Origin of the sequence: Pseudomonas sp. IT-P253, assembly GCF_949768125.1 — a bacterium.
Lineage (GTDB): Bacteria > Pseudomonadota > Gammaproteobacteria > Pseudomonadales > Pseudomonadaceae > Aquipseudomonas.
Genome location: NZ_CATKPT010000004.1, coordinates 120,126 through 132,218, shown reverse-complemented (window position 1 = coordinate 132,218; position 12,093 = coordinate 120,126). Strand labels below are relative to the sequence as shown.

Sequence of the window (12,093 nt, the reverse complement as noted above, 5' to 3'; positions counted from 1 at the left end):
GAGGCCGTCACCTTCAACATCAATGTTGACTGACACACCGCTTTCGCGAGCAAGCTCGCTCCCACAGGGTTCGGCTGGTATTGAGCTCCCCGTTCAACGCGCTATGCTGCCGACTCTGTTATCGACCGAGACGCCGCCATGTCCACCCCGAGCATGACCCTGTACCACAACTCACTCTCGCCTTTCGTTCGCAAAGTCATGGTGATGTTGCACGAAACCGGTCAACAGGACCGCGTCGCCCTGCAAAACTGCGTACTCACCCCAGTCGACCCGGACCAGACGCTGATCGACGACAACCCGCTGAGCAAAATCCCCGCCCTGCGACTGGCCGATGGCAGCGTCATCCATGACAGCCGCGTAATCCTCGATTACCTCGACCACCAGCACGTCGGCAACCCGCTGATCCCCCGCGAAGGCTCCGCCCGCTGGCGCCGTCTGACCCTGGCCTCCCTGGCCGACGGGATCATGGATGCCTCGGTGATGGTGCGTTATGAAGTCGTCCTGCGCGCCCCGGAGAAACAATGGGAGCAATGGCTCGACGCACAGCGCGACAAAATCCGCCGTGCCCTGGCACTGCTGGAGAAAGACGCGATTGCCGAGCTGACCAGCCATTTCGACGTAGCGGCAATCAGCGTCGCCTGTGCGTTGGGTTACGTGGATCTGCGCCATCCGGATCTGGCATGGCGCGACGCAAATCCGCAACTGGCAGCGTGGTATTTCGAAGTGAGTCAACGACCTTCGATGCTGGCGACGATGCCGAAGGTTTAGATCTTCGCGGGTGATACGAACTTTTGATTCAGCGTAAAAACCCTATCAGTTCTGATAGTAGGCAAAGCCTGAAAAAACTCCGATGCTGAGGGTCCGGCCTTTTGGACCTCACTCGGAGCTCAGCCAATGCCTACGCCTTCACGCAAAACAATCCTGCTGGCAACCGATCAACAGCGCTCGGTATTGAATGCCCTCGACGCGAATCGGCCTCATCCCATCGCCTACACACCCTATGGTCATCGTCCACTCGAGAACGGTTTGCTCAGCCTGCTCGGGTTTAACGGTGAACGGCCTGACCCGGTGACTGGGCATTATCATTTGGGGAATGGATATCGGCAGTTCAACCCGGTGTTGATGCGGTTTAACAGCCCGGACAGTTGGAGTCCGTTTGGGGAGGGTGGGTTGAATGCGTATGCATATTGCAATGGAGATCCAAGGAATTGCGAGGATAAGAACGGCCATACGGGGACGTTTTTTGCGATATTCAAAATACCTCGACCGAATTTTATCTACAAAAAGTCGACATCTACTCTATTTGCTGAAACAGCAACATTGAAAAGACCAGATACAAAGATTATCGACACTTCAACTCAAATGGACATCAAAGGCAGCGCACAAAAAAACAACTCATCAATTTCGTCACCAGAGCTCCAGAAAACAGTACGCCCAGAGCACAACTCATCGCGAAAGACCAAGCTAAAACATGAAATTAAAGAGCTGGCAAACACAAAGATCCCCCACATAGAAAATCAAATCTCATACTGGGAAAAAAATATCATAAAACGCGACTCAATATGGAAAAATAGTTCAACCTCACACACTAGAAATGAACTTATAGAATTTCGAAACACCGCCAAATTCACCCTAAACCAAATAAATACAGGAATTGCAAACTTAAACACCTCATCAACAAAAGCACTTACAACACTCAGAGACGACCTTTCGAATATTCGAGAATTTTAAAGAAGCCTTTGAATTTCGGATAAAATGAAGTGACTACACTACATCGCAAAATATTACCGTTTTGGTAATTGAACCAAGACTAATAAACCGGTGCTTAGATCTCGCTTGGAGCTCAGCCAATGCCTATGCACTCCCGCAAAACAATCCTCCTGGCAACCGACCAACAGCGTTCGGTGTTGAACGCCCTCGTCGCGAATCGGCCTCATCCCATCGCCTACACACCCTATGGCCATCGCCCACTCGAGAACGGCTTGCTCAGCCTGCTCGGGTTTAACGGCGAGCGGCCGGACCCGCTGACCGGGCATTATCATTTGGGCAATGGGTATCGGCAGTTCAATCCGGTGTTGATGCGGTTTAACAGTCCGGACAGTTGGAGTCCGTTTGGGAAAGGGGGGGTGAATGCGTATGCTTACTGCTTGGGGGACCCTGTGAACAGAATCGAGCTAAAGGGGCACTCAAGCTCACTATTTATGAGCTTTTGGAAAGGTTTGAAAAACCGTATTGGAGTAAGAACCCCAAGTAAATCTAAAATCGCAAAGCCTACATCCAGAATCGCCGAAGTTAAACCGCCATCAACAAACAACCTGGCGGCCTCATCGAAAAGCCCCCAGGGCTACGCCTTGGGTGGCGCCAAGGACTTTGACTTAAATACGTTAACCCCTGCTGAGCTAGAGCTAAACTACAAACCGAATCTCAATACAAACTCGGAAAAGCCCATTCGCGCCAGGTATATAACCAATTCCGATGAAAGACTAGCTAATCTTAAGTCTGCACAAATTAACGTAATACGCAGACTTGTCTCTGACCCCCCTGAGACTCTACAGAAGCGTAAAGCCCTGCTAAAGAGTATCAATAGGGAAATTGCCGAACTTACCAGCCAGCAAAAAAAAATACGCGGCCAAAATCCAGCAATATCCATATAACGTTCACAACAGGACCACAACGCTCAATCAACAATCCGGCTTATCCGCCGTAAACCGTCGAGCCGGATTCACCGCCGCGCCAAACTCGCGCAACGCCTTGGCGCCAATCAATAGCGGGTAATTAAAGCTGCTGCGATCCGTCAGGTTAACCTCGACCGTGCGCTTGACGTTGCCCAGGCACAACTCCAGTTCGACCACCGGACGCTTGGAGGGCTGAGCCGCTTCCTTGTCATCATCCTCTTCTTCGGAGCGGGTCTTGATCTTGCTGATGCGTGCGACTTTGTGTTCATAGACCTTGTTGCTGGCGTCCTTGGTGCCAAGACGGAAACGTACCCAGGGCTCGCCGTCGCGGGTGAAGGTTTCGATGTCTTTGGCCGACAGTGACGCGGTCAGGGCGCCGGTGTCCATTTTGGCCTTGAGCACTTCGCCGCCGATTTCCGGCAACGCGATGTATTCGTAGCGCCCGTACAGGGTCGGCTCGGCGGCCAGAACCGGCAGGGCCACCAGGGAAAGCAGTGCGAGGAGCGATTTCACGTAATGGGTATCCTTGGGAGATGGGCAGCGGAATTTTAGACCGTTATCGCGTTGATCGTTCCCACAAGGTTAACGGCCCAAAGGTGAAACATTCGTCACCACCAATTTGGCCTGCTGCCTGAAGCTGCTTATCATGGCGCGCCCAAATGCTTTCAAGAGTTACTTATGCGCCGCCTGCTCACCGGCTGTTTCGTTACCCTGCTGTTGTTGCTCAACACCCTGGTCCTGTTCGGGCCGTTGATGGTGTTTGCCCTGCTCAAACTGGTCCTGCCCGGCCGCTTTCGCGACGTTGCCTCATGGGCGGTGATGTGGATCGCCGAGACCTGAGCCGAGATCGACAAGCTGATCTTCCGCTTTTGCATCCCCACCCAATGGGACATCCGCGGGGGTGACAATCTGCGCAGTGACACCTCGTATCTGGTGATCAGCAATCATCAATCCTGGGTGGATATCCCGGCATTGATCCAGACCCTCAACCGGCGCACGCCGTTCTTCAAATTCTTCCTCAAGAAAGAACTGATCTGGGTGCCGTTCCTGGGCCTGGCCTGGTGGGCGTTGGACTATCCGTTCATGAAGCGTTACAGCAAGGCGTTTCTGGCGAAGCATCCCGAATTGGCGGGTAAGGATCTGGAGATCACCCAACAAGCCTGCGCATTGTTCAAGCGTCAACCGGTGACGGTGGTCAACTACCTGGAAGGCACCCGGTTCACTGCGGCGAAAAGCGTTCAGCAGCAATCACCGTTTACTCACTTGCTCAAGCCCAAGGCCGGTGGCGTTGCGTTTGTGCTGGCGGCGATGGGTGAACAGCTGGACGCCATCCTTGATGTGACGGTGGTGTATCCGCAACAGAAGATTCCGGGGTTCTGGGATTTGCTCAGCGGCAACGTGCCGAGAATCATCATCGATATCAAGACCCGCGAACTCGATCCGGCGCTGTGGCAGGGCGATTATGAAAACGATCCGGTGTTTCGCCAAACCATCCAGAGCTGGGTCAACCAGCTCTGGATCGAGAAGGACCAGCGCATCGACGCATTGCGCGCCGAAGCCATTGAATCAGCTGCCGGTACCGGCGCCCCAGATTCCGCCAAGGTTTTCCAGCAGTGAACCGCCGACGCCCTGCTGACCAAGGTATTGCAAAATCACTGGGGCAAACTGGCCGACCATGCCGCTGTCCATGCCCAGGGCGCTGAAGGCACCGTTGAGGTCATTGGTGTTCGTCACATTGCCCAAGACGCTCCCCAGGCCAGCCGACATGCCGGACGATCCGAGCAAACCGCTGAGCGCACCCAATTGACCAACGCCCGACAGCATATCCAGCCCCGGCACGCTTTCGGCCAATTGCGAGTAGTCAGTGGAACTCAATTGATTCTTCGCCAGGCCCAGCATCGCCCCGGCGCCGCCGATGGCCTGCTCTGGGGAGACGTTCAGTAGCGAGGTCAGCGAACCCAGCAGGCCCGCCGTTTCCAGGGTGGGCGCGGCGGCTGTTGCAGCATTGTCATCCTGCATGCTCGAGGCCGCCTGGGTCACATCATCCAGGCTGAAACCGGCGAAGACCGGGCTGGCCGCCAGACTCATCAGCGAAGCCAATGCAAAACCGCGTGAAATCTTCATCCAGACATCCCCTTGCGCCATGAAAACCACCCACCGATGAGCGGCAAAAAACTGTCCGTTGGACTGACATCCCGGGGGATTGTTCCCTCCCCCCTCTAGGAGCGAGCTCGCTCGCGATGGACTTGAGATCGACACGTTGAATCAGGGCGTTCGCGTCATCGTTAACGGCGATCGCGAGCGAGCTCGCTCCTGCAGAGAAAAAAATTTTCCCTGCGCTGCATCCGGTCTAGTCCCTGCCACGTATATCAAGCACGGACAGACACTCCTGGCCGATTCTCCCCACAAAGGATCATCACCATGAAACGCACTTCGATCAAAACACCGTTGATTGCCAGCCTGCTGACCCTGGCCCTTGGCGGCGGATTCGCCCTGAACACCGTGCAAGCGGCAACCATGAGCCACGACACCGTCATGGTCGGTGGCCAAAGCATGCTGCCGAGCAAGGACATCGTCGATAACGCGGTCAACTCCTCCGACCACACCACCCTGGTGGCGGCAGTGAAAGCAGCCGGGCTGGTCGACACGCTCAAGGGCAAAGGCCCATTCACCGTATTTGCCCCGGTCAACTCGGCCTTCGCCGCCCTGCCCGCCGGCACCGTCGACACCCTGCTGAAACCGGAAAACAAAGCCACCCTGAGCAAAATCCTCACGTACCACGTAGTCGCCGGGAAACTCGACATGATGACCTTGGCCGAGAAGATCAAGGCCGGTGGCGGCAAGACCGAACTCACCACCGTCGCGGGCGGCAAGCTGTGGGCGATGATGAACGGCCCGCACAACATCACCATCAAGGATGAAAAAGGTGACGTAGCCGACATCACCACCTATGACGTGTACCAGTCCAACGGAGTGATTCAGGTCATCGACAAAGTGTTGATGCCGAAAAGCTGAGCAATGCCGTCGCCCTCGTACATCGGGGGCGACGGTTTTCCGAGGTGTCCACCCGTGAATGGAACAACGCCGCGCCGTGAACTAACCTCTGCCTGCAACCGGCAACGCCCACCGCCCACCGCCACTACCTCGACTGCCAGGAGTACCACTATTCCCATCGCCGACGCCGATCAGCTCAGGCGGCTTCTGGCCCAGTGTTCACTGGGTGACCGCCGCGCGTTCGAGACGCTTTACCGCAGTGTCGGCCCGCGGTTGCATGGCGTGGCGCTGCGCTTCATGGGGCGTTCGGATCTGGCGGAAGAAGTGCTGCAGGAAAGCTTCGTGCGCATCTGGAACAACGCCTCGCGCTACGAATCGCATCTGTCGGCACCCTTGACGTGGATGATCAACATCACCCGCAACCAAGCCGTTGACCAGTTGCGCAAACACCGTGACCGGCCGCTGAGCGATGTGGAAGAACAGGCGCTGGTGGATGAGAGTCCCTCGGCCCACGAACAATTAAGCAGTGCCCGCGAGGCCAGTGCCTTGAACCGCTGCCTGGAAAGCCTCGAAGGCATGCAGCGTCAATCAATCACCGTCGCCTACTTTCAGGGGTTTTCGTGCTCTGAACTGGCCGAACACCTGGCCGCGCCGCTGGGCTCGGTGAAATCCTGGATTCGCCGCGGCATGGAACGCCTGCGCAGGTGCCTTCAATCATGAACTATCAAACCCCGACCCTGCGCCGCGCCCTCGCCGCCGATTACGCCATTGGCCTGATGCCCGCTGCCGCGCGTCGACGTTTTGAACAGTTGTTACTGGAAGACGCGGCGCTTCGTGTGGAACTGGCGCAGTGGCTAGAAAGCCTCGCCAGCCTGACCGACGCCCTGCCCGAACAACCGGTGCCGGAGCGCGTGTGGCAAGGGATTACGGCGCGGATAGAACCGCAAGTGCTGCACGTACCTGAGAAACGTCCGTTCTGGAATTGGTTGCGGGTGACGGCGGCGGTGTGTTCGCTGGTGGTCGCGGTGGCCTTGGGCGTGATCTACAACCGCGACAACGCCCGTTACAGCGCCACGCTACTCAGCGCCGACGCACAGCCGGCGCTGAAGGTCGAAGCGCACGAAAATTATTTGAAAGTCGAAGCGCTGGCGCTGGCAGCGGTTGATCAGAGACGCAGTCTGGAGTTGTGGGCCATTCCGGCGGACGGCAAACCGATTTCCCTCGGGGTGATTCCGGCGGGCGGCAGCGGAAAGGTTGAACTGAGCGCTGCGCAGAAAGCGCTGATCGGCAAACCGATTGCGTTGGCGGTCAGTCTTGAACCGAAGGGGGGATCGCCTACCGGACAACCGACAGGACCGGTGTTGTACCAAGGGGCGTTGGCAGCCCTGTAATCGATTTTAGCCAGGGAACAAAAACCACCCTTTGTAGCAGCTGGCGAAGCCTGCGTCCGGCTGCGCAACAGTCGTAAAGTCAGAATTCGCGGAGTGTCAGGCAGACCACGCATGCCGGGTTTACGTCTGCTGCGTCCGAACGCGGCCCGAGCCGAACGCAGGCTTCGCCAGCTGCTACGGATTGCGTTGTGGCTTAAGCTTGCCACTATCAGTTCTGATAGTAGCCAGCCTCGCCCGAATACCCCACAGTGAAACCCTGAACCAAGGATCTTCAGGGAGCCCGGCCCATGCAGTCCAAGCGCGAAACGCTGCTCTGTCACTATTTCTACGATCCGCTGAATCGGCTGACCGCTTGTACGCCTTCAAAGGAGGCAAGCACTCAGCGCTTCTACCTCAAGGATCGCCTCGCCACCGAGGTGCAAGGCGCGGTGCAGCGCTCGATCATTCAGGTCGACGATCAACTTCTGGCGCAACAGACACGCCAGAACGGTAAAGCTGAAACCGCCATGCTCGCCACCGATCAGCATCGCTCGGTGTTGAACGCACTCGCGGCAGCACGCCCTAATCCTCTTGCCTACACACCTTATGGTCATCGCCCTCTGGAAAACGGCTTACTCAGCCTGCTCGGCTTCAACGGCGAACGACCGGACCCGGTGACGGGGTGTTATTTGTTGGGGAATGGTTATCGAGCGTTTAACCCGGTGTTGATGCGGTTTAACAACCCGGACAGTTGGAGTCCGTTTGGGGAGGGTGGGTTGAACGCATATGCGTATTGTGTCGGGGATCCGGTAAATCGAGTTGACCCGACAGGCCACTTTGGTAATCCCCTCAAAGGTTTTTTAAATTTAATAGGGCTTAGAACTCCATCATCACGCATGGCCCGAGCTAATCAGGCATATGAGATTGCAACGGCAATACCTACAGTCCAGACTTCGCAAATGGGTCGTACATCAACTCCTGCGAATTCCCCGCGAGAACTTCCGCCACCCTATGATTTTCACTCAATACAATCTCCAACACCACCAGGCCACGGAGCACCTACGTTTTTTACACAAAGAAACGCCATAGGCCCACTTACGGATACCCCTCCTCCAATTTATCCGGGCAACCAACCCAAAGTATTGAGCGCCGAGCAACAAAAAAAATTGCACTACAAAATCGATCAGAGCACTGCACACCTGCGGCGAGTAGAAGACACTACTCAACACCTCGAATCACCTTCTTCGGCCATCCGACAAACCATTTCCGAACTGACAAATGAAATAGACAGCTACCGGTCTACACTAGGCCAGCCACCGACATACAGTAGACATCAGCAAATACGAGAGTCTTTATAGAAATTCTGTCTATCAAAAAATGGCGACATCACGTCGCCCTTCTCTTACTTCAAACGCAGTTACGCAGCACTAAACAACTTATGCGGATCAATCACAAATTTCTTCGGCACGCCCCGCATCAAACTCGCCATACCCACGTGGCGCATCATCCAGGCTAATAACCTCAACACCCACAATGTCAGCAATATGAATACGATCCCACATGATCGCCTGCATCAACTGGCGATTGTACTTCATCACGGGCGTCTGCCCAGTGTGGAAGCTGTGGGATTTAGCCCAGCCGAGGCCGAAGCGAATGCTCAGGGTGCCCATTTTCGCGGCGGCGTCCACTGCACCTGGATCTTCAGTCACGTACAGGCCAGGGATACCGGCTTTGCCCGCCACACGGACCACGCCCATAAGTGAGTTGAGCACGATGGCCGGTGCTTCGTATTGCGCGAGGAACTGACGCAGTGGCAAGAAAGCCTCGCCAGCCTGACCGACGCCCTGCCCGAACAACCGGTGCCGGAGCGCGTGTGGCAAGGGATTACGGCGCGGATAGAACCGCAAGTGCTTCACATACCTACGAGGCGTCCGTTCTGGAATTGGTTGCGGGTGACGGCGGCGATATGTTCGCTGGTGGTCGCAGTGGCCTTGGGCGTGATCTACAACCGCGACAGTGCGCGTTACAGCGCCACGCTGCTCAACGCGGACGCACAGCCGGCACTGAAGGTCGAAGCGCACGAGGATTATTTGAAAGTCGAAGCACTGGCGCTGGCAGCGGTTGATCAGGGACGCAGTCTGGAGTTGTGGGCCATTCCGGCGGACGGCAAACCGACTTCCCTCGGGGTGATTCCGGCGGGCGGCAGCGGAAAGGTTGAACTGAGCGCTGCGCAGAAAGCGCTGATCGGCAAACCGATTGCGTTGGCGGTCAGTCTTGAACCCAAGGGGGGGTCGCCAACCGGGCAACCGACAGGACCGGTGTTGTACCAAGGGGCGTTGGCAGCCCTGTAATCGATTTTAGCCAGGGAACAAAAACCACCCTTTGTAGCAGCTGGCGAAGCCTGCGTTCGGCTGCGCAGCAGTCGTAAATCCAGCTTGCACGATCTGTCTGATGTACCGCGTAGTCTGATTTTACGACTGCTGCGCAGCCGAACGCAGGCTTCGCCAGCTGCTACGGACTGCGTTGTGGCTTAAGCTTGCCACTATCAGTTCTGATAGTAGCCAGCCTCGCCCGAATACCCCACAGTGAAACCCTGAACCTAGGATCTTCAGGGAGCCCAGCCCATGCGGTCCAACCGTGAAACTCTGCTCTGCCGCTATTTCTACGATCCGCTGAATCGGCTGACCGCTTGTACGCCTTCAAAGGAGGCAAGCACTCAGCGCTTCTACTTCAAGGATCGCCTCGCCACCGAGGTGCAAGGCGCGGTGCAGCGCTCGATCGTTCAGCATGAAGATCATCTGCTGGCACAACAAACACGCCAGAGCGGTAAAGCTGAAACCGCCATGCTCGCCACCGATCAGCAACGCTCGGTGTTGAACGTACTCGCGACAGTACGCCCTAACCTTCTTGCTTACACGCCCTATGGTCATCGCCCAACAGAAAACGGCTTACTCAGCTTGCTCGGCTTCAACGGTGAACGGTCGGATCCGGTGACGGGGCATTATTTGTTGGGGAATGGCTATCGGGCATTTAATCCCGTGTTGATGCGGTTTAACAGCCCAGACAGTTGGAGTCCGTTTGGGGTGGGTGGGTTGAATGCATATGCGTATTGTGAGGGGAGTCCAATAAATCGCTGGGACTCAACAGGACATAACTGGAAATTTGTGAGAGCCAACCTCAATAAAATTGCGAGCATGAGCAAACCAGTCCAATCAACCAGAGCGCCACATAAATCCAGAAGTGGACCCATGAAAAACATTCACAGAGTTGGTGAGGGCGCCATCAGTTTCGAGGATGTTTACAAAGGAGGACGACGTCTGAATTTTTTCGCTCACGGTAGCAAACCACTTCCAGGCCAAAGTTCTGAAATAGGCGTAAATGGAGTGCGTTGGGGAGCCAAGCGCCTTTATTCCGAAGCACAAAAACAAGGAATAGATTTTGATCAATTTGATAGTGTACGAGTGTTAGCATGCTACTCGGGAAATGGCGGTGAAAACTCTTTCGCTGCAAACCTCGGAAGACTCACTAAAAAACAGACCAAAGGTTATATAGGCACTGTAAGAAACTGGCAAAACACATTTGACCCAAGAGAACAAATAGATGCTTATTATAAAAAATTCAAAAATGAAGCGAACCAATTTTATAATGAAGACTACCCAGACATAAATTTATCCATCTACAAATACAATCCATTTGACCCGAGAGGTCAAACACATGATTACTTCACATACAACTTTCTATCAATTAGATTTTCTCAGTAAAAAGGGCGACATCACGTCGCCCTCTTCTTTAACCAAATACCCTTACGCCGCACTAAACAACTTATGCGGATCAATCACAAACTTCTTCGGCACGCCCGCATCAAACTCGCCATAACCACGTGGCGCGTCATCCAGGCTAATAACCTCAACACCCACGATGTCAGCAATGTGAATGCGGTCCCACATAATCGCCTGCATCAACTGGCGGTTGTACTTCATCACAGGCGTCTGCCCAGTGTGGAAGCTGTGGGATTTGGCCCAGCCCAGACCAAAGCGAATGCTCAGGCTGCCCATTTTTGCAGCGGCGTCCACTGCACCCGGATCTTCAGTCACGTACAGGCCAGGGATACCGATTTTGCCCGCCACACGGACCACGCCCATCAGGGAGTTGAGTACGGTGGCCGGAGCTTCGTGTTTCACGCCGTCATGGCCGTGACCGCGTGCTTCGAAGCCCACGGCGTCGACGGCGCAATCCACTTCGGGTTCGCCCAGCAGCGCGGCGATTTGTTCGTGCAGCGGGGTGTCCAGTGACAGGTCGGCGATTTCAAAACCCTGGGCCTTGGCGTGTGCCAGGCGGACGGTGTTGACGTCGCCGATGATCACTACTGCTGCGCCCAGCAGGCGAGCAGAGGCGGCAGCCGCCAGACCGACCGGGCCGGCGCCAGCGATGTACACGGTGCTGCCTGGGCCAACGCCGGCGGTCACTGCGCCGTGGTAGCCGGTCGGCAGGATGTCGGAGAGGCAGGTCAGGTCACGGATTTTTTCCATGGCGCGATCGCGATCCGGCAGTTTCAGCAGGTTGAAGTCAGCGTACGGCACCATCGCGTATTCGGCTTGGCCGCCGGTCCAGTCGCCCATGTCGACATAACCGTAGGCACCGCCCGGACGGGCCGGGTTAACACTCAGGCAGACGCCGGTGTGCATTTCCTTACAGGAACGGCAGCGCCCGCAAGCAACGTTGAACGGCACCGATACCAGGTCGCCGATCTGCAGGTTTTCGACGTCGCGGCCCTTCTCGATCACTTCGCCAGTGATCTCGTGGCCCAGTACCAGGCCGGTTTGAGCTGTAGTACGGCCACGCACCATGTGCTGGTCGGAACCACAGATGTTGGTGGACACCACGCGCAGGATGACAGCGTGCTCGATCTTCCTGCCGCGCGGGTCCTGCATTTTTGGATAGTCGATTTTCTGTACTTCGACCTGGCCATTGCCGAGATACACGACACCACGATTACCAGACATGCTTTCACCTCGCTGTTGTTTTTATGTAGCGGTCGCGTCGCCCAGGATCGG

The 12,093-nt window shown here is 55.9% G+C and carries 11 protein-coding genes and 3 pseudogenes; 10 read left to right on the top strand and 4 right to left on the bottom strand.

Annotated elements, in window-relative coordinates; genetic code table 11:
- Positions 1-138 precede the first annotated feature (138 nt).
- The 3 genes and pseudogenes from ACM6IR_RS02590 to ACM6IR_RS02580 all read left to right on the top strand — a co-directional run.
- Positions 139-768, top strand: a complete 630-nt coding sequence (locus ACM6IR_RS02590) for a glutathione S-transferase (RefSeq protein ID WP_414906238.1) — start codon at positions 139-141, stop codon at positions 766-768.
- A 126-nt stretch (positions 769-894) separates the two neighbouring features.
- Positions 895-1,731 (top strand): RHS repeat-associated core domain-containing protein, encoded by an 837-nt coding sequence (locus tag ACM6IR_RS02585; protein ID WP_414906237.1) that lies wholly within the window; start codon positions 895-897, stop codon positions 1,729-1,731.
- Positions 1,732-1,868: 137 nt separating this feature from the next.
- A pseudogene (locus tag ACM6IR_RS02580) lies at positions 1,869-2,195 on the top strand (RHS repeat-associated core domain-containing protein); the annotation flags it as partial.
- A gap of 486 nt (positions 2,196-2,681) precedes the next feature.
- Here ACM6IR_RS02580 and ACM6IR_RS02575 read toward each other — a convergent pair.
- A complete protein-coding gene (locus tag ACM6IR_RS02575) occupies positions 2,682-3,188 on the bottom strand; it encodes an ATP-dependent zinc protease (RefSeq protein WP_414906236.1) in 507 nt (168 codons plus the stop codon).
- Positions 3,189-3,353: 165 nt separating this feature from the next.
- Here ACM6IR_RS02575 and ACM6IR_RS02570 point away from each other — a divergent pair.
- Positions 3,354-4,292, top strand: a pseudogene (locus tag ACM6IR_RS02570) (acyltransferase).
- Here the strand turns inward: ACM6IR_RS02570 and ACM6IR_RS02565 are convergent.
- A complete protein-coding gene (locus tag ACM6IR_RS02565; protein WP_414906235.1) occupies positions 4,242-4,799 on the bottom strand; it encodes a DUF2780 domain-containing protein in 558 nt (185 codons plus the stop codon). The pseudogene ACM6IR_RS02570 and the gene ACM6IR_RS02565 overlap by 51 nt on opposite strands.
- Before the next feature lie 297 nt (positions 4,800-5,096).
- Between ACM6IR_RS02565 and ACM6IR_RS02560 the strand changes: the two genes are divergently transcribed.
- From ACM6IR_RS02560 to ACM6IR_RS02545, 4 genes are all read left to right on the top strand, one after another.
- Positions 5,097-5,690: a fasciclin domain-containing protein gene (locus tag ACM6IR_RS02560; protein ID WP_414906234.1), complete on the top strand. Its 594-nt coding sequence runs from the start codon at positions 5,097-5,099 to the stop codon at positions 5,688-5,690.
- A gap of 54 nt (positions 5,691-5,744) precedes the next feature.
- Complete coding sequence (locus ACM6IR_RS02555; protein ID WP_414906233.1) at positions 5,745-6,389, top strand: sigma-70 family RNA polymerase sigma factor; 645 nt, start codon at positions 5,745-5,747, stop codon at positions 6,387-6,389.
- The gene (locus ACM6IR_RS02550) at positions 6,386-7,060 is read left to right on the top strand and encodes an anti-sigma factor domain-containing protein (RefSeq protein WP_414906232.1); all 675 of its coding nucleotides are present in this window, start codon (positions 6,386-6,388) and stop codon (positions 7,058-7,060) included. The genes ACM6IR_RS02555 and ACM6IR_RS02550 overlap by 4 nt, the downstream gene beginning before the upstream one ends.
- A gap of 287 nt (positions 7,061-7,347) precedes the next feature.
- Positions 7,348-8,397, top strand: a complete 1,050-nt coding sequence (locus ACM6IR_RS02545; RefSeq protein ID WP_414906231.1) for an RHS repeat-associated core domain-containing protein — start codon at positions 7,348-7,350, stop codon at positions 8,395-8,397.
- Between the two features lie 59 nt (positions 8,398-8,456).
- Here ACM6IR_RS02545 and ACM6IR_RS02540 read toward each other — a convergent pair.
- A pseudogene (locus ACM6IR_RS02540) lies at positions 8,457-8,835 on the bottom strand (formaldehyde dehydrogenase, glutathione-independent); the annotation flags it as partial.
- Here ACM6IR_RS02540 and ACM6IR_RS02535 point away from each other — a divergent pair.
- Together ACM6IR_RS02535 and ACM6IR_RS02530 are read left to right on the top strand one after the other, a co-directional pair.
- Complete coding sequence (locus ACM6IR_RS02535) at positions 8,830-9,390, top strand: anti-sigma factor domain-containing protein (protein WP_414906230.1); 561 nt, start codon at positions 8,830-8,832, stop codon at positions 9,388-9,390. The pseudogene ACM6IR_RS02540 and the gene ACM6IR_RS02535 sit on opposite strands and share 6 nt — an antisense overlap.
- 273 nt (positions 9,391-9,663) lie before the next feature.
- On the top strand, positions 9,664-10,800 hold the full coding sequence (locus ACM6IR_RS02530) for an RHS repeat-associated core domain-containing protein (protein WP_414906229.1): 1,137 nt from the start codon (positions 9,664-9,666) through the stop codon (positions 10,798-10,800).
- Positions 10,801-10,842: 42 nt separating this feature from the next.
- Here the strand turns inward: ACM6IR_RS02530 and fdhA are convergent, their stop codons facing one another.
- On the bottom strand, positions 10,843-12,042 hold the full coding sequence (fdhA, locus tag ACM6IR_RS02525) for a formaldehyde dehydrogenase, glutathione-independent (protein ID WP_201115957.1): 1,200 nt from the start codon (positions 12,040-12,042) through the stop codon (positions 10,843-10,845).
- Positions 12,043-12,093: the final 51 nt, after the last annotated feature.

What these genes read in the sequence shown, in the direction of transcription:
- ACM6IR_RS02590 (WP_414906238.1), top strand. Translation starts at nt 139, where the DNA reads ATGTCCACCCCGAGCATGACCCTGTACCACAACTCACTCTCGCCTTTC.
- ACM6IR_RS02585 (WP_414906237.1), top strand. Translation starts at nt 895, where the DNA reads ATGCCTACGCCTTCACGCAAAACAATCCTGCTGGCAACCGATCAACAG.
- ACM6IR_RS02565 (WP_414906235.1), bottom strand. Translation starts at nt 4,799, where the DNA reads ATGAAGATTTCACGCGGTTTTGCATTGGCTTCGCTGATGAGTCTGGCG.
- ACM6IR_RS02560 (WP_414906234.1), top strand. Translation starts at nt 5,097, where the DNA reads ATGAAACGCACTTCGATCAAAACACCGTTGATTGCCAGCCTGCTGACC.
- ACM6IR_RS02550 (WP_414906232.1), top strand. Translation starts at nt 6,386, where the DNA reads ATGAACTATCAAACCCCGACCCTGCGCCGCGCCCTCGCCGCCGATTAC.
- ACM6IR_RS02545 (WP_414906231.1), top strand. Translation starts at nt 7,348, where the DNA reads ATGCAGTCCAAGCGCGAAACGCTGCTCTGTCACTATTTCTACGATCCG.
- ACM6IR_RS02530 (WP_414906229.1), top strand. Translation starts at nt 9,664, where the DNA reads ATGCGGTCCAACCGTGAAACTCTGCTCTGCCGCTATTTCTACGATCCG.
- fdhA (WP_201115957.1), bottom strand. Translation starts at nt 12,042, where the DNA reads ATGTCTGGTAATCGTGGTGTCGTGTATCTCGGCAATGGCCAGGTCGAA.